The 20,594-nt window shown below is 63.7% G+C and carries 21 protein-coding genes and 1 pseudogene; 14 read left to right on the forward strand and 8 right to left on the reverse strand.

Translation table 11 applies throughout. From position 1 onward, the window contains the following. Positions 1-141 precede the first annotated feature (141 nt). A complete protein-coding gene (mutS, locus tag CWS72_RS16835; RefSeq protein WP_101251873.1) occupies positions 142-2,739 on the forward strand; it encodes a DNA mismatch repair protein MutS in 2,598 nt (865 codons plus the stop codon). A gap of 61 nt (positions 2,740-2,800) precedes the next feature. Here the strand turns inward: mutS and CWS72_RS16840 are convergent, their stop codons facing one another. From CWS72_RS16840 to CWS72_RS16860, 6 genes and pseudogenes are all read right to left on the reverse strand, one after another. Next, entirely contained in the window at positions 2,801-3,256 is a 456-nt protein-coding gene (locus CWS72_RS16840) for a type II toxin-antitoxin system VapC family toxin (protein ID WP_101251795.1), read from the reverse strand. Beyond that, the gene (locus tag CWS72_RS16845) at positions 3,253-3,501 is read right to left on the reverse strand and encodes a type II toxin-antitoxin system Phd/YefM family antitoxin (protein WP_101251796.1); all 249 of its coding nucleotides are present in this window, start codon (positions 3,499-3,501) and stop codon (positions 3,253-3,255) included. Before CWS72_RS16845 ends, CWS72_RS16840 begins: the two co-directional genes overlap by 4 nt. 315 nt (positions 3,502-3,816) lie before the next feature. Further along, positions 3,817-4,188 (reverse strand): HigA family addiction module antitoxin, encoded by a 372-nt coding sequence (locus CWS72_RS28100; RefSeq protein ID WP_338056200.1) that lies wholly within the window; start codon positions 4,186-4,188, stop codon positions 3,817-3,819. Then, positions 4,163-4,341, reverse strand: a pseudogene (locus CWS72_RS28635) (type II toxin-antitoxin system RelE/ParE family toxin); the annotation flags it as partial. The gene CWS72_RS28100 and the pseudogene CWS72_RS28635, both read right to left, overlap by 26 nt. Positions 4,342-4,531: 190 nt before the next feature. Continuing rightward, complete coding sequence (locus tag CWS72_RS16855) at positions 4,532-5,110, reverse strand: flavodoxin family protein (RefSeq protein ID WP_199175742.1); 579 nt, start codon at positions 5,108-5,110, stop codon at positions 4,532-4,534. 690 nt (positions 5,111-5,800) lie between these two features. Further along, positions 5,801-5,992, reverse strand: a complete 192-nt coding sequence (locus CWS72_RS16860; RefSeq protein ID WP_101251798.1) for a DUF1127 domain-containing protein — start codon at positions 5,990-5,992, stop codon at positions 5,801-5,803. Between the two features lie 116 nt (positions 5,993-6,108). On the opposite strand from CWS72_RS16860, the gene CWS72_RS16865 reads away from it, so the two are divergent. The 10 genes from CWS72_RS16865 (at position 6,109) to CWS72_RS16910 (ending at position 17,919) form a co-directional block, all read left to right on the forward strand. Beyond that, positions 6,109-7,509 carry an aminotransferase-like domain-containing protein gene (locus tag CWS72_RS16865; protein WP_101251799.1) on the forward strand — a complete coding sequence of 467 codons (1,401 nt, stop codon included), beginning with the start codon at positions 6,109-6,111 and terminating at the stop codon, positions 7,507-7,509. Positions 7,510-7,611: 102 nt separating this feature from the next. After that, positions 7,612-10,401 (forward strand): [protein-PII] uridylyltransferase, encoded by a 2,790-nt coding sequence (locus CWS72_RS16870; protein ID WP_101251800.1) that lies wholly within the window; start codon positions 7,612-7,614, stop codon positions 10,399-10,401. 13 nt (positions 10,402-10,414) lie between these two features. Then, complete coding sequence (gene murJ, locus CWS72_RS16875) at positions 10,415-11,959, forward strand: murein biosynthesis integral membrane protein MurJ (RefSeq protein ID WP_101251801.1); 1,545 nt, start codon at positions 10,415-10,417, stop codon at positions 11,957-11,959. A 60-nt stretch (positions 11,960-12,019) separates the two neighbouring features. Beyond that, a complete protein-coding gene (gene trpS, locus CWS72_RS16880) occupies positions 12,020-13,018 on the forward strand; it encodes a tryptophan--tRNA ligase (protein WP_101251802.1) in 999 nt (332 codons plus the stop codon). Between the two features lie 68 nt (positions 13,019-13,086). Next, on the forward strand, positions 13,087-14,073 hold the full coding sequence (locus CWS72_RS16885; RefSeq protein WP_101251803.1) for a DUF2333 family protein: 987 nt from the start codon (positions 13,087-13,089) through the stop codon (positions 14,071-14,073). A gap of 38 nt (positions 14,074-14,111) precedes the next feature. Continuing rightward, complete coding sequence (locus CWS72_RS16890) at positions 14,112-14,885, forward strand: TIGR02186 family protein (RefSeq protein ID WP_101251804.1); 774 nt, start codon at positions 14,112-14,114, stop codon at positions 14,883-14,885. 5 nt (positions 14,886-14,890) lie between these two features. Beyond that, positions 14,891-15,382 (forward strand): universal stress protein, encoded by a 492-nt coding sequence (locus tag CWS72_RS16895; RefSeq protein ID WP_101251875.1) that lies wholly within the window; start codon positions 14,891-14,893, stop codon positions 15,380-15,382. 299 nt (positions 15,383-15,681) lie between these two features. Then, positions 15,682-16,230: a NifU family protein gene (locus CWS72_RS16900; protein WP_101251805.1), complete on the forward strand. Its 549-nt coding sequence runs from the start codon at positions 15,682-15,684 to the stop codon at positions 16,228-16,230. Positions 16,231-16,378: 148 nt separating this feature from the next. Further along, positions 16,379-17,329 (forward strand): glucosaminidase domain-containing protein, encoded by a 951-nt coding sequence (locus tag CWS72_RS16905; protein ID WP_101251806.1) that lies wholly within the window; start codon positions 16,379-16,381, stop codon positions 17,327-17,329. After that, positions 17,329-17,919 (forward strand): malonic semialdehyde reductase, encoded by a 591-nt coding sequence (locus CWS72_RS16910; protein WP_101251807.1) that lies wholly within the window; start codon positions 17,329-17,331, stop codon positions 17,917-17,919. The genes CWS72_RS16905 and CWS72_RS16910 overlap by 1 nt, the downstream gene beginning before the upstream one ends. Before the next feature lie 52 nt (positions 17,920-17,971). Here the strand turns inward: CWS72_RS16910 and ddpX are convergent, their stop codons facing one another. Next, positions 17,972-18,529: a D-alanyl-D-alanine dipeptidase gene (gene ddpX / locus CWS72_RS16915; RefSeq protein ID WP_101251808.1), complete on the reverse strand. Its 558-nt coding sequence runs from the start codon at positions 18,527-18,529 to the stop codon at positions 17,972-17,974. 80 nt (positions 18,530-18,609) lie between these two features. Here ddpX and tsaB point away from each other — a divergent pair, with 80 nt between their 5' ends. Then, on the forward strand, positions 18,610-19,296 hold the full coding sequence (gene tsaB / locus CWS72_RS16920) for a tRNA (adenosine(37)-N6)-threonylcarbamoyltransferase complex dimerization subunit type 1 TsaB (protein ID WP_101251876.1): 687 nt from the start codon (positions 18,610-18,612) through the stop codon (positions 19,294-19,296). After that, positions 19,293-19,748, forward strand: coding sequence for a GNAT family N-acetyltransferase (locus CWS72_RS16925; protein WP_241911773.1), 456 nt, complete (start codon positions 19,293-19,295; stop codon positions 19,746-19,748). Before tsaB ends, CWS72_RS16925 begins: the two co-directional genes overlap by 4 nt. Before the next feature lie 5 nt (positions 19,749-19,753). On the opposite strand, the gene CWS72_RS16930 is transcribed toward CWS72_RS16925, so the two are convergent. Then, on the reverse strand, positions 19,754-20,002 hold the full coding sequence (locus tag CWS72_RS16930; protein WP_101251810.1) for a sulfurtransferase TusA family protein: 249 nt from the start codon (positions 20,000-20,002) through the stop codon (positions 19,754-19,756). A gap of 102 nt (positions 20,003-20,104) precedes the next feature. Between CWS72_RS16930 and CWS72_RS16935 the strand changes: the two genes are divergently transcribed. Then, positions 20,105-20,527: a Ros/MucR family transcriptional regulator gene (locus CWS72_RS16935; RefSeq protein WP_101251811.1), complete on the forward strand. Its 423-nt coding sequence runs from the start codon at positions 20,105-20,107 to the stop codon at positions 20,525-20,527. Positions 20,528-20,594: the final 67 nt, after the last annotated feature.

Raw genomic sequence — 20,594 nt, forward strand, 5'->3', positions numbered from 1 at the left:
GAACGCGATTCCTAGAGCGCGATGCGATGACGTGTTAAGGTGCCCCGCCTTTCCCCATGACCACGAGCCCCCGATCATAACGTGAACGAAACAATTCCTCTCGAGACCCCGAGTCCCTTGGCCGACGACGCCGTGACGCCGATGATGGCCCAGTATCTCTCCATCAAGCGCGCGCATCCCGATTGCCTGCTGTTTTATCGCATGGGCGACTTCTACGAGATGTTCTTCGACGACGCGGTGAAGGCGTCCGAGGCGCTGGACATCACGCTGACCAAGCGCGGCCGCCACGCCGGCGAGGACATCCCCATGTGCGGGGTGCCGGTGCATTCCCACGAGGGTTATCTGTCGCGGCTGATCCGCAAGGGATTCAAGGTCGCCGTCTGTGAGCAGATGGAGGATCCGGCCGAAGCCAAGAAGCGCGGCGCCAAGTCGGTGGTCGAGCGCGGCGTGATCCGCCTGGTGACGCCGGGCACCATTACCGAGGACGCGCTCCTCGACGCGCGTTCCCATAATTACCTGGCGGCGCTGGCCGAAGCGCAGGGAGGGCTGGGCCTCGCCTGGCTCGACATGTCGACCGGCGATTTCCAGGTGCAGGCGGTGGCGGCCAAGACGCTGGGGGCGGCCATCGCCCGGCTGGCCCCCGGCGAGCTTCTGGTTTCCGAACGGATCCTGCAGCAGGCCGATCTGTTCGAGTTGTTCCGCGACTGGCGGGACATCCTGACGCCGCTGCCGGCGGCCCGCTTCGATTCGACCAACGCCAAAAAGCGCCTGGAGACCCTTTACGGCGTCCGCGCGCTGGACGGCTTCGGCGCCTTCAGCCGGGCGGAACTGGCCGCCGGCGGTGTCCTGGTCGATTACGTCGAACTGACCCAGAAGGGAAAACTGCCCCGGTTGGGCGCGCCGCGCCGGCTGGCCGAGGGCGCGGTGATGGAAATCGACGCGGCGACCCGGCGGAATCTCGAACTGAGCGAGACGCTGGGCGGCGAGCGGAAGGGCAGCCTGCTTTCGGTGATCGACCGTACGGTGACGGGCGCCGGAGCCCGCCTGCTGGCCCAGCATTTGTCGGCGCCGCTCACCGATCCGGCGGCCATCGGCCGGCGTCTCGACATGGTGCAGTTCTTCGCCGACCAGCATTCCCTGCGCGCCGATCTTCGTGACCGGCTGCGCCGCTGTCCGGATGTCGAGCGGGCCCTTTCGCGACTCACCCTGGGCCGTGGCGGGCCGCGCGATCTCGCCTCGGTAAGGGACGCGCTGGGCGTGATCCCGGGGCTCAAGGCCGTCCTGCGGGGCGGCGATCTCGGCGTGCCGCCCGATGGGATCGAAGACGCGCTCGGCCAATTGGGCGAACATGGCGTGCTGGTCGACCGGCTGGCCCGGGCGCTCGACGCCGATTTGCCCATCCTGACCCGCGACGGCGGGTTCATCGCCCCCGGCTATCACGCGGGCCTGGACGAGTTGCGCGGGCTGAGGGACGAAAGCCGCCGGCTGATCGCCGCCCTGCAAAGCCGTTATGCCGAGATGAGCGGCGTGGCCGCCCTGAAGATCAAGCACAACAATGTGCTGGGCTATTACATCGAGGTGCCGCCCAAGCAGGCCGAGCGGATGGGCGAGCCCTTCATCCATCGCCAGACCATCGCCTCCTCGGTCCGCTATGCGACGGTCGAGCTGGGCGAGCTGGAGGACAAGATCCGCAGCGCCGGCGACAAGGCGCTGGCCCTCGAACTGGAGCTGTTCGCCGATCTGCTGGGCGAGGTGACGCTCCGTTCCGAGGAGATCGCCGCCGCCGCCCGGGCACTGGCCGCCCTCGACGCCGCCTCCTCGCTGGCCGAACTGGCGGTCGACCGGCGCTATGTGCGGCCCCAGGTCGAGGAGGGCACGGCCTTCCGCATCGAGGGCGGTCGCCATCCGGTGGTCGAGGCCGGCCTGTCCGGCGCCTTCGTCGCCAACGAATGCGATCTCGCCGACACGCAGCGCCTGTGGCTGATCACCGGCCCCAACATGGCGGGTAAATCGACCTTCCTGCGGCAGAACGCCCTGATCGCCATCCTGGCCCAGATGGGCAGCTTCGTGCCGGCCGACGCCGCCCGCATCGGTGTCGTCGACCGCCTGTTCAGCCGCGTCGGCGCCGCCGACGACCTGGCGCGCGGCCGCTCGACCTTCATGGTGGAGATGGTCGAGACGGCGGCCATCCTCAACCAGGCGGGGCCGCGCGCCCTGGTCATCCTGGACGAGATCGGCCGTGGCACCGCCACCTTCGACGGCCTGTCCATCGCCTGGGCGGTGGTCGAGCATCTGCACGAGGTCAACCGCTGCCGCGCCCTGTTCGCCACCCACTATCATGAATTGACGGCGCTGGCCGCCAAGCTGCCGGCGCTGTCCTGCCATTGCATGCGGGTCAAGGAATGGCAAGGCGACGTGGTCTTCCTGCATGAGGTGGGGGCCGGCACCGCCGACCGCTCCTACGGCATCCACGTGGCCCGTCTGGCCGGCCTGCCGTCGGCGGTCATCGGCCGGGCCGAGACAATCCTGCACAGCCTGGAAAAGGGCGAGCAGTCCTCGGCGGTGTCCAAGCTGGCCGACGATCTGCCCCTGTTCGCCGCCGCCGTCCGCCAGACGCACACCCCATCGGCCCCGCCGGCGCCGTCGGCCGTCGAGACCGCGCTGGCCGAGGTCGATCCGGACGCGATGACCCCGCGCGAGGCGCTGGAGGCGCTCTATCGGCTGAAGGGGCTGGTTTGACACCGCCCAAGCAACACCGGCGCCGCCTCGCGTTCCGCGGTAGGACGCGATATGGACAACGTTAGACCGTCCCGAACTCGGCGTCGTCCGGCGAGGCGATGCGAATGTCGAATGGTCGGAAATGCTTTACATTGCGGGTGATGACAGTGAGATCGTGCGCTTCGGCAATGCCGGCGATTATTGCGTCCGCCATGCCAGGATTGTGGCCAGCGGCAACCGCATTGGCTTCCGCCTTCCCGGAAAAGGAGGCGGCGGGAACCTCAAGACCGAGAATCTTGTCGTCATAGGTGGTGAGGAGGCCGGAAAGCCAAACCTTCAGGCCCGCCGCTTTCGCGGTCGCGCCCTTGCTGTCCAGCAGCGCTATGCCTTTTTCGATTTCGTGGATGGTCACGACCGACAAAAATACCCGGCCTTCGCCATCGGCACGTTCCAGCCAGTCGAGGAACCGGTCGGAGGCTTCCGCCCTAGATGGCGACAGCATCGAGATGACATTGGTGTCGAGGAGAAAGCCGCTCACAGATCGACGTCACGCGAAGGTGCGGGGTTCCGCTCGAACTCCCCGTCTGGAAACGTCCTGAGATAGGAAACGAGACCGGATCGCTTCTTTCCGAGCGCTTTTCGCGCGATATCCGCTGCGGCGACCGAGACGAGCGCGGCGACAGGTTTTCCGTGACGTGTGATGGTCACAAACTCGCCCCTGATGGCGTCGTCGACCAGGCTCGAAAAACCTGCCTTGGCGTCCTTAAGGCTGACGGTGGACATCGGGTTGCTCCGGAAAAGAAGTGGTCATTCATGACTAAATTATCGCGGCCGGAAGAAAATTCAACCGGCCCATGAATCCGGGTGGCTGCGATGGCCGTTTCTTGCCTGATCAGGGGCCATCGTCTTCATGTCGTCCTCATTGTGCCGGGGCCGATGTCGAAGTGCCATTTCCGCCAGTATGACTGAACGTTTCGTCTCGACGGCCTGGCGCCGATGGCGGACGTTCCCGTCTCTTGGGACTGCACCTTGAAACCGGACATTTGCGATCGGATAACCGCCACCCAATTCCAAGGGTCCGGAGTCGATTTCATAGCCCTATTGTTGTGTTATGGCTGCTGACTCGTCGCTGCTCCCGCGGAGCGGCAGGACATCGGAGGAGATTTTCGCACCGGACTCGGCCTTGGCCTTCTTGATGTCGTAGGTCGTTTGCAACCGCAGCCAGAAGTCCTCGCTCATGCCGAAGAACCGCCCCAATCGAAGTGATGTGTCGGCGCTGACAGCGCGCTTGCCCGCCAAAATGCTGGAAATCCGGTTGTGGGGCACCTTGAGCTTATCGGCGAGGGCGCGCGCGCTCAGGCCGAGTTCGTTCAATTCGTCGGCCAGCATTTCGCCGGGATGGATCGGGGGTAAACCGTTGACCGGGGAAGCCATGGCAATCTCCTCAATGATCGTCGATGATTTCAACATCCTGATCGCGTCACCCTCGGCGATCAGGATGTTGATGCCTTCGACCAGGGGCTGGCGCAGTTCCCAGCGGAAGCATACCCGCCATTGGTCGTTGATCCGAATGCTGTACTGGCCGGCCCGGTCACCACCAAGCGCTTCGAAGCGGTTGGACGGCAGCGCCCATCTCGACATTTAGGCGCGGTCTAGCCTCACCGCGAAAGCGGTCATACGACGCAGGTTCAAGTCGGGGCGGCCCCCGCAACGAAATTTCACAAATACGCCGCAGCCGAATAAGCTACGGCGTAGGCGTTCGTGCCGAACCTGTAGCACCAGCATCTCTGCCGGTAACGGCCGCGAAATGGACTCAGGATGCCAGGGTGGCGCCGATCGCTTTTAGTCGCGCGTGCAAGGCGTCCTGCTCCTGGACCAGGGCGCTTCGCGTGCCGGCGACTACCACGCTCTCCCGCACGTCAAATTCCAGCGTCCGGAACGTTTGGCAAGTGTAGTTAACGTAGATCCGGAATAGCTCGGGATCGGGATTACCCTGGACGAAAGCCAGAACCAGCGCCTTGCCGGCGTTCCTCTTCTGGAACGTGGGGGAGAAGCGGGGCGCGAAGAGGGGGTGGAGGCGATCGACGAAGATCTTGGCCTGGGCGCTCATCTGGCTCATGAAGATCGGTACGCCTAGGACGAGGGCCTGAGCCTCGAGGAGCGAGGCGTGGACGCGGGGCATGTCGTCTTGGATGACGCAGCGGCGGTCCTTCGTCCGACAGGCGAAACAAGCGCGGCAGGGCTGGAGGTCAAGTCCGGCCGCGCTCCAGGATCGCACCTTCGCCCCATGCTCCCAGGCGCCTTCAAGGATGGCGTCGACCGCCCAGGCGGTGCTGCCCTCCGGACGGGGGCTAGCGGAAAATCCAATGATGTTGATAGGTTCTTGTCGCATTGTTGCGCTCCTCTCGTCGCAAGCATGCAGCGCGTGTAGACGCTGGTGACTGCGAGGGCCTGATGTTCGTCAGGCAGTTGCTTTCGGAGACGCTGGTCCAACCAAGCCATTGGCATGGCTGACGTGTACTCGACCGCCCGCGGACGGCCGTTTTTCGCGACGCACGTGAAATTATAGCAGTTGGTCCAGTGGATCAAGCCCCACAGCCCGTTGGTACACCGGTATCGTCGGTGGGCGATCATCGCAGACCGGGTGGTCTTCAGATCTCGCCGAACGGCATGCGGTCGGCAGAATTGGCAAGCGTGGGTGCGACATTCCCATGGTCCTTACGGTCCGCGTTTGCTCCTGTTGAGGATTTACCGAAGCCCGTACCGACGCAACGTCGGCTATTGTCCGCTCCGTTTCCGATACCCGCCAGTCCCTTCACGGCCCATCGCGGTCGCAGGTTTGGCCGGATAGAGACATGCCCAAACCGTCAAAATCACTGTGACGTGGTCCGAGTATCCATGATCGCCAATCGACGATTGGACGAAAACGCTTTTTGCTCACTGTCGCAATGGTGCGCTTTCCCGGCCAACGGTTTTGCCCACCAGGGCGGGATCCGGTAGGGCCGCGCGGACGCCGGATCCCAGGAGGAGCGGACGAACTGCGCCCGCCACAATTGCCGCCCGGCCAAGGTGAGGCTGCGCATCAATGCCATCCCTTGCCCGCCTCCCGGTGGGCGTCGCAGCGGCTGAGGCCGATGTCCTTCAGCAGATGGTCGTCGAGGCCGAGCAGGCGGCGGCGTTCCCGCCGGCGGGCCAGGGCGGCCTCCACCCGCGCCCAGGTCCGCAGAAGGAGCCGGTCTCCGCTTTTCATCCAGGAAAGAAGCTGTTTCGGCATGGCGTGGCGTCCCGACCGTCGGCAATGGATGAAGTTTAGGCGGAAGGGACCGAACGGACAGAGACAGATCGCCGATTCATGGGTAATCTGTACCGGTACAAAATGCAGGACAGATCATGAAAATCGATCTTGCCACCCAGGCGGGGCGGACCATCGTCGATCAGGTGGTGGCGGCCATCGCCGAGGGTGTCGAAAGCCGGAACCTGCCGCCGGGGCGCAAGCTCCCCTCGATCCGCGCCTTCGCCGAAGCCAACGACATTTCCAAATCGACGGTGGTCGAGGCCTATGACCGGCTGGTCGCCCGCGGACTTCTGGAGTCCCGGCACAAGGTCGGGTTTTTCGTCGCCGGCCAGCGGCCGCCCTTCGACCTGTCCGAACCGGATCCGGCCCGGGATCGCGACATCGATCCGATGTGGATGGTCCGCCAGTCGGTGGAAGTCGATTCGCACTGCCTGAAGCCCGGTTGCGGATGGCTTCCGGCGGAATGGCTGGGTGGCGACGGACTGCGGCGGGGCTTTCGCGCCCTCGCCCGGGCTCCGCAGAGCCAGATCATCGATTACGGACGCCCGTTGGGCTATGCCCCCTTGCGCACGCAGCTTCAGCGGATCTTCGCCGAACGCAGCATCGAGGCCGGCCTGGGGCAGATCATGCTGACCGACAGCGGAACCCAGGCGATCGATCTGATCAACCGCCTGCTGATCCAGCCGGGGGACACGGTTTTCGTCGACGATCCCTGCTATTTCAATTACTTATGTAATTTGAGGGCGCACCGCGCCAAGGTGGTGGGCATCCCCTTCCGTCCCAACGGACCGGATCCCGACATTTTCGCGGCGGAGGCGGCGCGCCACCATCCGCGCCTTTATCTCAGCAACGCGACCCTGCACAATCCGACGGGGGCGACCATGTCGCCGGCGGTGGCGCACCGGCTTTTGAAACATGCCGAGGATTTCGACATCACCATCGTCGAGGACGACATCTTCGCCGATTTCGAGGAACATCCGACGCCGCGCCTGGCCTCGCTCGACCAGTTGAAGCGGGTCATCTATGTCGGCAGTTTTTCGAAGACCATGTCGTCGGCCATGCGCTGCGGCCACATCGCGGCGCGCGCCGACCTCATCGAGGGGCTGACCGATCTCAAGCTCGCCACGATGATTTCGAACAACGAGATCTCGGCCCAGGTGATGCACGAGCTGCTGACCGACGGCAGCTATAGAAAGCATGTCGAGGCCCTGCGCGGCCGGTTGCGCAAGGCCGGGGCCGAGGTCCGCCGCTCTCTCGCCGACATTGGATTGGGCCTGTGGACGGATCCGCGGGGCGGCGCCTTTCTCTGGGCCGTTCTGCCGGAGGGGCGGGATTCCTCGGTCATCGCCAAGCGGGCCCTGGCCGAAGGGATCAGTCTGGCCCCGGGCAACGCCTTCAGCGTCTCGCAGACCGCCGGCCGCTATCTGCGATTCAATGTGGCGCAGTCGGGTCATCAGCGGATCTATGAGGTGCTGCGCCGGATATTGGGAACGTGACGGCCCGCAAATTTCCTTGCCCCGTCGCTCCTGAAAAATCCACGCATCCACGGGATTTCCTCGCTATAGTCTGCGACGATCATTTTTCAGCGGCCGGACCCGATGACTTCGAAAATCAAGAATCAGCGCGCCATCATTGATCGTCAGGAGGTCATCGGCCAATTGGAGGCGCTGATCGCCTCGGCGCCGCCCAAGACGCAACGGCGCGGGCTTACTCTCGATATCTTCAAGCAGGCGTTCCAGACCGGCTTCGACGAGGTGCGCCGCCGCTTCGAGGCCCATGGCCAGGGCAGCGAAACGGTGCGGGAAAACTGCTTTCTGATCGATCAGCTCGTCCGGCTGGTTCACGATTTCGCCGCCCAATACGAATATCCGGCCGGGGCCGCGACCACCGGCCAGGTGATGAGCGTGGTGGCGGTGGGCGGCTACGGCCGTGGCGAGCTGGCGCCCAAATCCGACATCGATCTCTTGTTTCTGCTGCCCTACAAGCGGACGTCGCATTGCGAGCAGATCGTCGAATATATGCTCTATATGCTATGGGACCTGGGGTTGAAGGTCGGGCATTCGACCCGTTCGGTCGATGAATGCATCCGGCAGGCCAAGGCCGACCTGACCATCAGGACCGCCCTTCTGGAGACCCGCTGGCTGTGGGGAGACCAGGCGTTGTTCGCCGAATTGAAGCGCCGCTACCGCTCCGACGTGGCGGCCGGCAGCGGCGAGGAATTCGTTGAATCCAAGCTGTCCGAACGCAACGAACGCCATGCCAAGCTGGGCGAGGCGCGCTACGTCCTCGAACCCAACATCAAGGAGGGCAAGGGCGGCCTGCGCGATCTTCATACCCTTTATTGGATCGCCAAATATCTCTATGCCGTCACCGAGGTCGGCGAACTGGTCGAGCGCGGCCTGTTGTCGGGGGATGCCGCCAACCGTTTCGCCAAGGCCCAGTCCTTCCTGTGGACCGTCCGCTGTCATTTGCATTACCTGACGGGGCGCGAGGAGGACCGGCTGACCTTCGATATCCAGCAGGAGATCTCGCGGCGCATGGGCTATACCGACCACGGCGGGACGCTGGGGGTCGAGCGCTTCATGAAGCACTATTTTCTCATCGCCAAGGACGTCGGCGACCTGACCCGCATCCTTTGCGCGCTGCTGGAATCGCAGAACAAGCGCAAGCCCAAGCTGCGCTTCCCGCTGATGCACCGCGCCAAGAAGATCGACGGCTTCCGGCTCGAGGGAAACCGCCTCGACGTCACCGAGGATCAGGACTTCGAGCAAGAGCCGATCAAGATGATCCGCCTGTTCCACTCGGCGCTGGAGCACGATCTCGACATTCATCCGCGCGCCATGTCGCTGGTCACGGAAAACCTGAAGCGCATCGACAACAAATTGCGCCACGACGCCGAGGCCAATCGTCTGTTCGTCGAGATGCTGACCTCGCGCAAGGATCCCGAAGTGGCGCTGCGCCATATGAACGAGGCGGGCGTGCTCGGCCGCTTCGTGCCCGACTTCGGCCGGGTGGTGGCGCAGATGCAGTACGACATGTACCACGTCTATACGGTCGATGAGCATACCATCCAGGCCTTGGGGCTGCTGCATCGCGTCGAGCAGGGGGTGCTGGCCGAGGAACTGCCGATCGCCTCCGAGGTGGTGGGCACGCTCTATTCGCGGCGCGCGCTTTATCTGGCCGTCTTCCTGCACGACATCGCCAAGGGCCGCAACGGCGACCATTCGCTGCTGGGCGCCGACATCACCTTGAAGCTGGGTCCACGCCTCGGCCTGAGCGACGAGGAGACCGAGACCGCCAGTTGGCTGGTCCGCCATCATCTGCTGATGACCCGTACCGCCTTCAAGCGCGACGTCGACGATCCTAAGACCATCGCCGATTTCGTCTCCGTCGTGCAAAGCCCGGAGCGCCTGAAGCTGTTGATGGTGTTGACGGTGGCCGACGTCCGCGCCGTCGGACCGGGGGTGTGGAACAATTGGAAGGCCGGGCTGCTGACCGACCTGTTCCATCGCGCGCTCGACCTGATGTCGGGCGGCATCGGGGTCGAGCGCCGCGAAGCCCGCGTCGAGGCCGCCCAGAACAGCTTGCGGGCGAAACTGGTGGCGCACTGGTCGCCGGAAGAGATCGAGGCCCATCTGGCCCGCGGCTATCCGTCCTACTGGGTGTCGTTCGACGCGGCGAGCCATTTGCGGCACGCCTCGCTGATCCGCGAGGCCGAGGCGACGAAGGCGCCGCTGACCATCGATTCGCGGGTCATCACGGCGCATGCCGTCACCGAGATCACCATCTACACCGGAGATCATCCGGGTTTGTTCGCCCAGATCGCCGGCGCCATGGCGCTCTCCGGCGCCTCGATCGTCGATGCGAAGATCATCACCATGACCAACGGCATGGCGCTCGACACCTTCGTCATCCAGGACGCCAGCGGGGCCGCCTTCGACAGCTCCAGCCGCCTGGCCAAGTTGACCTCCAACATCGAGCAGGCCCTGTCGGGCCGCCTGCGCTTCGACCGCGAGCTGGCCAAGCGGCGTGCTTCGGCGCAGAGCCGGACACGGGTCTTCAAGGTGCCGCCGCGCGTTCTCATCGACAACAAGGCGAGCGCCGGGCATACCGTGATCGAGGTGAACGGGCGCGACCGCATCGGGTTGCTCTATGACATCACCTCGGCGATGACGAGGCTCAACCTGCAAATCGCCTCGGCCCATATCTCCACCTACGGCGAACGGGTGGTCGACGTCTTCTACGTCAAGGACGTCTTCGGCCTGAAAGTCGAGCATGAGCGCAAGATCGGGGAAATTCGGGACATGCTGGTCACCGCCCTGAAGGAGCGGGGCCTTGCCGATCCCGCCGGCGAGGCCAAGGCGCCGCGCGTTTCGGCCGCCCAATAGCCGGCCGGTCCAGATGAACCTCACCAAGGCCATCGCCACCATCGGCGGCTGGACGGTGCTTTCGCGCATCACCGGCTTGATGCGCGAAATGCTGGTGGCGCGCTATCTGGGTGCCGGCACCGTCGCCGACGCCTTCTTCGTCGCCTTCCGCTTTCCCAACATGTTTCGCGCCCTGTTCGCCGAGGGCGCCTTCAACGCCGCCTTCGTCCCCCTGTTCTCCGGCAAGCTGGAAGGCGAAGGCGCGGCGGCGGCGCGCCGGTTCGCCGAGCAATGCTTCGCCGTTCTGGCCGCGGCCCTGCTGGGATTCGTGATCGTCATCGAGATCGGCATGCCCTGGGCGATCCACATCCTGGCCTCGGGGTTCGACGATACTCCGGGCAAGATCGCCCTGGCCGTCGAACTCTCGCGCATCACCTTTCCCTATCTTCTGTTCATTTCGATGGTTTCGCTGCAAAGCGGCGTGTTGAACGCCATGGGCCGTTTCGCGGCGGCGGCGGGCACTCCGGTGCTGCTCAATCTGACATCGATGGCCGTCCTGGTGGCCCTGGTTCCCTATGTCGAGACGGCGGGTCACGCCATGGCCTGGGGCGTTTTCGCCTCCGGCATCGTCCAGTTCCTCTGGTTGGTTTTTTCCGTGCGCCGGGTCGGGATGGGCATCCGGTTGGTCAAGCCCAGCCTGTCGCCGGAGGTCCGGCTGATGCTGAAACGGGTGGTGCCGGGTGCCGTCGGGGCCGGCGTCTATCAGGTCAATCTGCTGATCAATACGATGATCGCCTCGCAGGTGGCCGACGGCGCGGTCAGCTATCTGAATTACGCCGACCGGGTCAACCAGCTTCCCCTGGGGGTCGTCGGCATCGCCATCGGCACCGCCTTGCTTCCCCTGCTGTCCCGCCAGCTTCGCGCCGGCGAGACGGCCGCCGCCCTGGAGTCGCAGAATCGCGCCATGGAAGTGGGCATGCTGCTGACACTGCCGGCCGCCACCGCCTTTCTCGTCATCGCCGCTCCGATCATCGCCGTCCTGTTCGAGCGCGGCTCCTTCACTCCGGCCGATACCCGGGCGGTGGCGCCGGCTTTGATGGCCTTCGCCCTGGGCCTGCCGGCCTATGTTCTGGTCAAGGTGCTGACCCCCGGCTTCTTCGCCCGTCACGACACCCGAACTCCCGTCAAGATGGCCCTGGCCACCCTGCTGATCAACGTCGGCCTCAATCTGGCGTTGATGGGCCCGCTCGCCCATGTCGGCATGGCCCTTTCGACGGCCGTCGCCGCCTGGCTCAATGTCGCCCTGCTGGCTTGGACCTTGAAACGGCGGGGCTATTTCGCCGTCGATCGCCGGTTGCTCGATCGCCTGTGGCGCATTGTCGCGGCCTGCCTCGTCATGGCCGCCGTTCTCGCCGCCGGCCGCTGGCTGCTGGATTCCATGCTGGCCGCCCGTGGCCTGCGCCTGCCGGCGCTTTGTCTGCTGGTGGCGGCGGGTGGCCTGTCCTTCGCCGTGGCCGCCGTTCTCACCGGTGCCGCCCGTCTCGGCGAATTCAAAACCATGTTGCGCCGCCGCCGTTGACCCGCCCGTCGCTTTGGAGTACCTCCCAAGCGCCCACACCGACCCAGGAGCGTTGAAGTCATGAACCGCATTTTCTCCGGCGTTCAACCCACCGGAAACCTTCATCTCGGCAACTATCTGGGGGCCGTGCGCAACTGGGTCACGCTGCAGAACGACTATGAATGCGTCTTCTGCATCGTCGACATGCACGCCATCACCCTGTGGCAGGATCCGGCGGCGCTCAAGGCCCATACCCGCGAAGTGGCGGCGGCCATGCTGGCGGCCGGGGTCGATGCGAAGAAGCATATCCTGTTCAATCAGAGCCAGAATCCGGACCATGCGCAACTGGCCTGGATCTTCAACTGCGTGGCCCGCATCGGTTGGCTGAACCGGATGACCCAGTTCAAGGACAAGGCCGGCAAGAACCGCGAAAACGCCAGCGTCGGCCTCTATGCCTATCCCAATTTGATGAGCGCCGACATTCTCGTCTACAAGGCCACCCATGTGCCGGTCGGCGAGGATCAGAAGCAGCATCTGGAACTGGCCCGGGACACCGCGCAGAAATTCAACAGCGACTATGGCGTCGAGTTCTTCCCGCTGCCCGAGCCGTTGATCCTGGGTTCGGCGACCCGTGTGATGAGTTTGCGCGACGGCGCCAAGAAGATGAGCAAATCCGACGAGTCGGATTATTCCCGCATCAACATGACCGATGACGCCGATACCATCAGCCTGAAGCTGAAAAAGGCCAAGACCGATCCCCTGCCGTTGCCGGACAGCGTGGAGGGACTGGAGGGACGGCCCGAGGCCGCCAATCTTCTCGATATCTGGGCGGCTCTTTCGGATGGGACCCGCGCCGCCGCCATCGAGCGCTTCGCCGGTCGTCAATTCTCCGAATTCAAGAAGGAGCTGACCGATCTGGCCGTCGCGGTGCTGGGCCCGATCAACAGCGAGATGAAACGCTATCTGGCCGATCCGGCGGCCATCGACGCGGTGCTGAAGAGCGGGGCCGAACGTGCCCGCGCCCTGTCGGCGCCGATCCTGGCCGAAGCCGAGAATCTGGTCGGTTTCCTGCGGCCTTAAAGCCGCTTCCCTTGATCGCCGGCGGGACAGGGCGTAGGAAGGAGAGAGCCAACAGGGGAGCTCCTTCCATGACCGTTTTGCCGGGCGAAGAACAGGCCAAGGCCCCCGAGGCCAAGGATCGTTCGTTCGCCGCAGCGCTTTTTCGCGGATGGTCCAAGCGACGTCTGCTCGCACTGTGCGGAATCGGCGTTTTGCTGGCTTTCCTGCTCTATTACCCGGTCGGTGCCTGGCGGGTTCACGCCATCGATGACGATCCCGGATTCGCCGCCGGCGAAACCGTCACCGGGCAGAGCAAAGCCGTGGCGATTGCCGCGAGATTGATCCGCCGCGAGGTCGATCAGCATGGCTGGACTCCGAACAAGCCGTTTTTCCTGCCCGTCTCGATTCTGGTCGACATGCCCAATTTCCAAAAGGGCATCACCGCCATGGTCGGTCGTTTTGCTATCGAAATGGACCAGCAGATCGGCCGGTCTGGAGCCTCCGCCGACGCTGATCTCGAGCGGGCGGCGGGGCTTTTGCAGTATCCGCCCAATGTTTGGATGATCGATCCGGCGGCCCCTTGGGCCCGGACGCTTTCGACCGAGAAGCAATATCGCAACGCCGCCCGGTCCTTCGAAGCCTACAATCAGCGTTTGGCCGCCGGCCAGGCCGCTTTCGACCGGCGGCCCGAGGTTCTTCGGGAGGTTCTGGTCCGCTTCGCCAAGGAACTGGAGGCGACGGCGGGACGCCTCGATGCTCCGATCGGTGCGGCGTCCGGTTGGTTCAGCCGCGCCGCCGGCGAAGCCTATTACGGCGGCAAGGGGCGTGCCTATGCCGCCCTGCTGTTGCTGGGCAGTCTGGGCGAGGACGATGCCGAGCTGTTGACCGCCCGCGGCCTGACCGACGCCTGGCGGGCGATGCTGGCGTCTCTCGCGGCGGCGGCGACCCCCCGACCCTGGCTGGTTCTCGATGGGGCGGCCGATTCGACCTTCGTGCCCAACCATCTGACGGCGCAGGGCTATCATCTGTTGCGCGCCACGGCGCGGTTGAACGAACTGGCCGAGGCCTTGCGCTGAAGCGGGGCCCGGCTTTCTACCCCTTGGGGGCGGACTTTATGACCCTTGGCGCCGGGCGGCTGTTTTTCTGGGTGCGGTTGTTGCTGGCCGCCTGGATATGGCCGGTCTTTTCCGGGCCGGCGGCGGCGCAAGGCGTCGATCCGCTGGTGGTCGATCTGTCCGATCATCTGGTCGCCATCACCACCGGCTTCGCCGGCACCAGCGTCTTGCTGTTCGGTGCCGTCGAGGACGACGGCGACGTGGTGGTGGTGGTCCGTGGCCCTTCGCAAAGCGAACTGGTGCGCCGCAAGGAGCGGATGCTGGGACTCTGGGTGAATCACGCCCAGGCGGTGATCGGCGATGCGCCCGCCTATTACCGGATCGCCACCAGCCGGTCCCTGGAACGTGTCGCCGGCGCCACCGTGCTGGCCCGCCATCAGATCGGGCTCGATCATCTGGCGATGAACGTGCGCCGCAAGGACGTCCGGGCGAGCGACGACGACTATCGGAAGGCCCTCTTGCGTCTGAAGGAGGGGGCGGGCCTTTATCTGCGGGCACCGGGAAGCGTCAGTTTCATCGGGCGCCGGCTGTTCCGTACGGAAATCGATCTTCCGGCCAACGTTCCGACCGGTGTTTACAGCGTCGAGGTCTATCTGATGAAGAATGGGGAGGTGGCAAGCGCGCAGACAACCCCGCTGATCATCAGCAAGATCGGCCTGGGCGCGCAAGTTTTTGACTTCGCCATTCATCGCGCGGCACTCTATGGGCTGTTCGCCGTGTTGCTCGCCGCCGCCGCCGGTTGGCTGGCGGCGGCGGCCTTCAGAAAAGGCTGATCGTCATGGTGGAAAGACGCAAGCCCCCGGCGAAAACCGGCCGGACCTTTCTGATTGTGGTCGATGACAGCGATGAAATGCGCTCGGCCCTCCGTTATGCCTGCCGCCGTGCCCGCAACACCGGCGGACGGGTCGCCTTGCTGCGGGTGCTCGAACCCCCCGAATTCCAACATTTCGCCGCCATCGGCAATTTGATGCAGGCCGAGGCCCGGCAGGCCGCCGAGGCGCTTTTGCAGCGCTTGGCCGAAACGGTCAACGAAACCTCGGGCGAGGTGCCCATGCTCTATGTCCGCGAGGGCGATCCGCGCGATCAGCTATTGAAATTGATCGATGAGGAACCGTCGATTTCCATCCTGGTCCTCGCGGCGGGCACCGGGCCGGATGGACCCGGTCCGCTGTGCCAGGCCCTGACCGGACGCTATCTCGATCGGCTGCATATTCCACTGACCATCGTGCCCGGCAGTCTGTCCGATGACGCGATCGACGCTTTGACGTGAGCCGGGAGGGTTCCGGAAGAGCCAATAAGTTGAAAAATATCAGTTCGAATAATGTTAAAAAATACTATCCATTGCATTTTAACATTTTTTGCGCGGCGGCACCCCTGCTGTTGGATAACGCATTGGTATAGAAAGATTGTTTCGATTCCGATGACCTGCCGTTCCGGCCATTTCCACCCTGTCGGCGATCTTCCGTCTGGCCGATTAGCCTTGACGAACAGGTTCGATTGCCCCATGTACCGGCCGAAGCATTTGCGCGCTCAGCCTTTGAGCGGGACCCGCGAATCACGAGGTAGACCATGTTCATTCAGACCGAGAATACGCCCAATCCCAACACGCTGAAGTTCCTTCCCGGCCGCGACGTCATGGGTCAGGGGACCGCCGATTTCGCCGATGGGGCCGCAGCCCAGCGGTCGCCGCTGGCGACCCGGCTGTTCGCCATCGAGGGTGTCGGCCGGGTGTTTTTCGGTGCCGACTTCGTGACCGTCGGCAAGACCGAGGGCGGCGACTGGGCGGTCCTGAAGCCTCAGGTGCTGGCCGCCATCATGGACCATTACACCTCGGGCGCCGCTCTGTTGAGCGAGGAAGCCCGCGCCGCGGCGGTGAGCGAGGACGACAGCGACGTGGTCGCCCAGATCAAGGAATTGATCGATACGCGCGTTCGTCCGGCCGTGGCCAACGACGGTGGCGACATCATCTTCCGCAACTTCGAAGACGGCGTGGTCTATCTGCATATGCAGGGATCCTGCTCGGGTTGCCCCAGTTCGACGGCGACGCTCAAGCACGGTATCGAGAACATGCTGCGCTATTACGTGCCGGAAGTTCAGGCCGTCGAGGCCGTGGACTAAGCGAAGAGCCCCTATATCTAATAGTTGATTACCGTGGTGTAGAATTGCAATCACACCGCGAAGGGGATACCATTTTCATCGAGTAACCGAAGGATCCGGAGTGCGGGGCCGGTGAACTGGGAGCGGTAGGAAAAGAGAAAGAGGAAGAATGCATCATAAAACTCGGACCTCGCTGTGCAACGGGGTATTGCTGGCTATGCTGGCGATGTTCGTTGTCGGCCTGTTTGCCCTGGTTTGGAGCGGCCTTCCTTCGCCGCGTTTGCCTGGCGAGCACCAAACGGTCGCCGTGGCACACGGTTCCTTGCCGCCGGTAACCTATACCATTCGTCAGTCGGAAACCCGCAACGCCCAGATGTTGCAGGCTGCCTTCGACCGCATCGGGTTCGACCTCGATGCCGTTTCCCAGGGCTATATCTCCGTGCCCAGGGTGTTGCTGGCCAGCCTCCCCCCGGATCTCGACCGTCTGGACGCCATGGACGCCCGTCGGGTGCTGTTCCTGCGCACCCTGCTGCCGGTGATTCTTCACATCAACGATCAGATCGGCGTGGATCGTCAGAAGCTTCTCATGATCAAGGCGGCGATGACCCGCGGCGAGACATTGTCGGCGACCGACGTGCAGTGGATTTTGGCTCTGGCCGACAATTACGATCAGCCCGACGCCGACGTCGATGTTCTGCTGAAAAAGGTCGACGTCATTCCACCCTCCCTCGCCCTGGCCCAGGCCATTGAGGAAAGCGGGTGGGGGACGTCGCGCATCGCCCGCGAGCAAAACGCCATTTTTGGTCAATTCGGGCAAGGCGCCTCGGGCGACTGGGATTACCGCAACTTCGCCAGCCTGACCGAAGCCGTCGCTTCCTACGCCCATAATCTCAACACCCATCGGGCCTATCGGGAGTTTCGCCAGATGCGCGCCCGCATGCGTGCGACCCGCGGCGGGATCGATTCGCTCGAACTGTCCGCCACGCTCCATCGTTATTCTGAGCGCGGCGATGACTATGTGACGACCTTGCGTGCGATCATCCGCGGCAACGCGCTGGAGGATTTCGACGCCGCCCGACTGAACCTGCGTAGCGTGGCAACCATTTTAGCGAGCAATTGATGACCAATCTCGTCTCTTCGGCCGATCTTGATCTTCTGTTCAGGCGCGCGAGAACTCATAACAAATGGATGGATAAGCCGGTCGGTCCCGATCTGCTGAGGGCCGTCTACGATCTGGCTCGCATGGGTCCGACCGCCGCCAACGCCCAGCCGGCGCGTTTCGTCTTCGTGACCTCTCCGGCGGGTAAGGAAAAACTGAAGCCGGCTTTGGCCGCCGGCAATCTCGAGAAGACCATGTCGGCACCGGTCACGGTGATCGTCGGCCAGGATTTGGCCTTCTATGAAAATCTGCCGCGGACCTTCCCGCATGTGGATGCCAAGGCGTGGTTCGTCGGAAATGACGCCATGATCGAATCGACCGCATTCCGCAACAGCAGCCTGTCCGGCGCCTATCTGATCCTGGCGGCGCGCTCTCTCGGCCTCGACGCCGGACCGATGAGCGGCTTCGACAACGCCAAGGTCGATCAGGCGTTTTTCGCCGGAACCCAAATCCGCTCCAATTTCCTGGTCAATCTGGGCTACGGCGACGATACCGCCATGATGCCCCGCCTGCCGCGCCTCGAATTCGACGAAGCCTGCCGGATCGCTTGAACGGCTTTGAAATGACTCCGGCAAGCGTGGGCGTGAAGCCCGCGCTCGGCCCCTATCCCAACATCGGTCGAGGCAGGATGCTGTCGCTCAGCAGCGGGAAACGGCCATGGGCGTTGAAAAGCTGGTAGTGCCACCATTCGCTGGCGTAGAACGCCCATCCCGCCGTCGTCATGATTCCCTGCAGCAGAAAGCGATTTTTCTGCGCTTCCGTCGAAATCGTCTGGTTGCCGTGATGCGACAAGGGCGTGAAGGCGTCGAAGCCGGTTCCCATGTCGAGGGCTTGGCCGTTGCCGTCGATCAGCGTCAAATCGACGGCGACACCCCGCGAATGGGTCGATCCGCTCTTGGGATCGGCGAGGAATTCCGGATCCGGCGTGTGGTTCCACAAAAGCCGTTGAGCCTCCTGCGGACGGAAAGCGTCGAAGATGCGCAGGCGCAGGCCCAGCGCGGCCGCCAGGGAAATGGCGCGGCTGAGATGTGCCGCCGCTTCGCCGTGCAGCCAGCAGTCGGCCCGGGCATAGACGGGCTGACCGGTGAAATTGTCCGCCGTCGCATAGGCGAGCGCCACGTCGACGTCGAAGGCGGGGGGAAGGATGGCGACCAGACTCATATACGGACAACCTATGCAGAAGGCGAAGGACGCGGCAGTATAGCCGCCACTTCGTGGGTTTCCGCGGGATTTTCCGGATTTTGACCATACTCGCTTTCGATTGTAGTACGCAAAGTTGCTCGGCGGCCGTCCTTCGCAATCAGGACGTTCTGGCCTGTCGTTCGCGGGCCATGACGCGCGGCCAATCCGAGGCATTGATGCCGATGATCGCGGCGGTGCTGGATGAGGCCGGGCTGGGCTGGCCCGAAATCTCGCTCATCGGCGTGACCGTCGGGCCCGGCACTTTCACCGGCATTCGCATCGGCCTGGCGGCGGCGCGGGGTCTCGCCCTGGCCGCCCACCTTCCTATCGCCGGGATCGGTACCTGCGAGGCGCTTGCCCATGGGGTCGCCGCCGAAGAGCGCCGGGGGCGCACCCTGCTGGTGGTGGTGGACAGCAAAAGAGCGGATCTTTTCGTGCAGGCCTTCGATGAGCGGCTCGTGCCCCTGGGACCGCCGGCCGGAATGGCCCCGGTCAAGGCTCTCGACCTGGCTCCCGGTCCCCTGTTGCTGGCCGGTGACGCGGCGGAACGTCTGGTCGCGCTGAGGCCCGACGCCGTGCTGTCGTCGGCACCGGTCCATCCCGACGCGAGGATCGTCGCCCGGCTCGCGGCCGTCCGCCATGCCGCGGGCACCGCCTTGCCGGCCGAGCCGATCTATTTGCGACCGCCGGACGTCACCCTGCCCGCGCGTCGGGAACCTGGCCAAAGCGAGCCTGTCTGCCGATGATGAGCGTCGATTTTCTGCCGATCGAGGCGGCGCACGCCGCCTTGCTGGCCGGCATGCATCGGATCTGCTTCACCGAACCCTGGGACGAAAAGGCCATGCGGGAGCTTCTCGCCATGCCCGGAACCTATGGCTTTCTGGCGGCCGAGGCGGGAAAACTTCCACGGGGATTCATCATGTGCAGGACGGCCGGCGACGAGGCCGAGGTCTTGACCCTCATGGTGCTGCCGACCCATCGCCGGAAAGGGCTGGCGCAAGGTCTGCTCGACCATGGGATGACCGAGGCGGCGGCAGGCGGCGCGGCCGTCATATTTTTGGAAGTGGCCGCGGATAATGAGGCGGGGCGGGCTCTTTATTCAGCGATGGGGTTCGAACAAGTCGGTTGCCGCCCTCATTACTATGGGAATGTCATCGACGCATTGGTGATGCGGCGTCCTCTGGCGACCATCGCATAGATCAATCAGCTCTTCTGAATATACAATTTATGGATGCCATCGACAGGTTCGCCCGGTTCCGGTTCCAGAGATAAAACGAGATGCCCCAGTTCTCGTACGGAGCGGGGGACATTACGAATGGGTTCCCCTCCCCGCAAACGGACCTCCAGTCTGTCTCCCGACTGCATTTTTTCAATCACCAACTTGGTCTTGACGAAGGTCATTGGACATAGCTCGTTGATGATGTCCAGGTAGTAGTTAACGATCTCAGTCACGGGATATTCCGAAGTTTTGTCTGGGTAACATTGTATATTGCCATGGCTTCTAAAACAAACTATATAAGCTGCCAGCTTTTGTAATTAGAAGGCCGCCTTACAATGTCTGATCAATCCAACCAAAACGAACTGCTGGCTCTTACCACGCAGATCGTGGCGGCCCATGTGGCCAATAACACCGTGGCCGTGACTGATTTGCCTCAGCTCATTCACGAAGTATTCCGTACGCTGTCGTCAGTGGGCACCGTTCCGGTTGCTCTTGAGCGTCCGCAACCTGCGGTTCCGGTGAAGAAGTCGGTGACGCCCGACTACATTATTTGTCTGGAAGATGGCAAGAAGCTCAAGATGCTGAAGCGTCATCTGAAGACAGCCTACAATATGTCGCCCGAAGAATACCGCGATCGCTGGGGACTGGCCGCCGACTATCCGATGGTCGCGCCCAATTACGCCCAGCATCGCAGTTCCCTGGCCAAGAAGATCGGTCTGGGGACCAAGCCGCGCAAGCGTCGCCGCGCTGCTCAGTAAGCGTTGAATCCGAACCGGAGCCGCCGAGAGACCCCCTCACGGCGGCTCCGCGTTTGTCGTTGCAAAT

Source organism: Telmatospirillum siberiense, assembly GCF_002845745.1.
GTDB lineage: Bacteria > Pseudomonadota > Alphaproteobacteria > Rhodospirillales > Magnetospirillaceae > Telmatospirillum > Telmatospirillum siberiense.

What these genes read in the sequence shown, in the direction of transcription:
- CWS72_RS16860 (WP_101251798.1), bottom strand. Translation starts at nt 5,992, where the DNA reads ATGCCGAAACAGCTTCTTTCCTGGATGAAAAGCGGAGACCGGCTCCTT.
- CWS72_RS16870 (WP_101251800.1), top strand. Translation starts at nt 7,612, where the DNA reads ATGACTTCGAAAATCAAGAATCAGCGCGCCATCATTGATCGTCAGGAG.
- CWS72_RS16885 (WP_101251803.1), top strand. Translation starts at nt 13,087, where the DNA reads ATGACCGTTTTGCCGGGCGAAGAACAGGCCAAGGCCCCCGAGGCCAAG.
- CWS72_RS16845 (WP_101251796.1), bottom strand. Translation starts at nt 3,501, where the DNA reads ATGTCCACCGTCAGCCTTAAGGACGCCAAGGCAGGTTTTTCGAGCCTG.
- mutS (WP_101251873.1), top strand. Translation starts at nt 142, where the DNA reads ATGATGGCCCAGTATCTCTCCATCAAGCGCGCGCATCCCGATTGCCTG.
- CWS72_RS16935 (WP_101251811.1), top strand. Translation starts at nt 20,105, where the DNA reads ATGTCTGATCAATCCAACCAAAACGAACTGCTGGCTCTTACCACGCAG.
- CWS72_RS28100 (WP_338056200.1), bottom strand. Translation starts at nt 4,188, where the DNA reads ATGTTGAAATCATCGACGATCATTGAGGAGATTGCCATGGCTTCCCCG.
- ddpX (WP_101251808.1), bottom strand. Translation starts at nt 18,529, where the DNA reads ATGAGTCTGGTCGCCATCCTTCCCCCCGCCTTCGACGTCGACGTGGCG.
- trpS (WP_101251802.1), top strand. Translation starts at nt 12,020, where the DNA reads ATGAACCGCATTTTCTCCGGCGTTCAACCCACCGGAAACCTTCATCTC.
- CWS72_RS16895 (WP_101251875.1), top strand. Translation starts at nt 14,891, where the DNA reads ATGGTGGAAAGACGCAAGCCCCCGGCGAAAACCGGCCGGACCTTTCTG.
- CWS72_RS16905 (WP_101251806.1), top strand. Translation starts at nt 16,379, where the DNA reads ATGCATCATAAAACTCGGACCTCGCTGTGCAACGGGGTATTGCTGGCT.
- murJ (WP_101251801.1), top strand. Translation starts at nt 10,415, where the DNA reads ATGAACCTCACCAAGGCCATCGCCACCATCGGCGGCTGGACGGTGCTT.
- CWS72_RS16910 (WP_101251807.1), top strand. Translation starts at nt 17,329, where the DNA reads ATGACCAATCTCGTCTCTTCGGCCGATCTTGATCTTCTGTTCAGGCGC.
- CWS72_RS16865 (WP_101251799.1), top strand. Translation starts at nt 6,109, where the DNA reads ATGAAAATCGATCTTGCCACCCAGGCGGGGCGGACCATCGTCGATCAG.
- CWS72_RS16855 (WP_199175742.1), bottom strand. Translation starts at nt 5,110, where the DNA reads ATGCGACAAGAACCTATCAACATCATTGGATTTTCCGCTAGCCCCCGT.
- CWS72_RS16900 (WP_101251805.1), top strand. Translation starts at nt 15,682, where the DNA reads ATGTTCATTCAGACCGAGAATACGCCCAATCCCAACACGCTGAAGTTC.
- CWS72_RS16890 (WP_101251804.1), top strand. Translation starts at nt 14,112, where the DNA reads ATGACCCTTGGCGCCGGGCGGCTGTTTTTCTGGGTGCGGTTGTTGCTG.
- CWS72_RS16925 (WP_241911773.1), top strand. Translation starts at nt 19,293, where the DNA reads ATGATGAGCGTCGATTTTCTGCCGATCGAGGCGGCGCACGCCGCCTTG.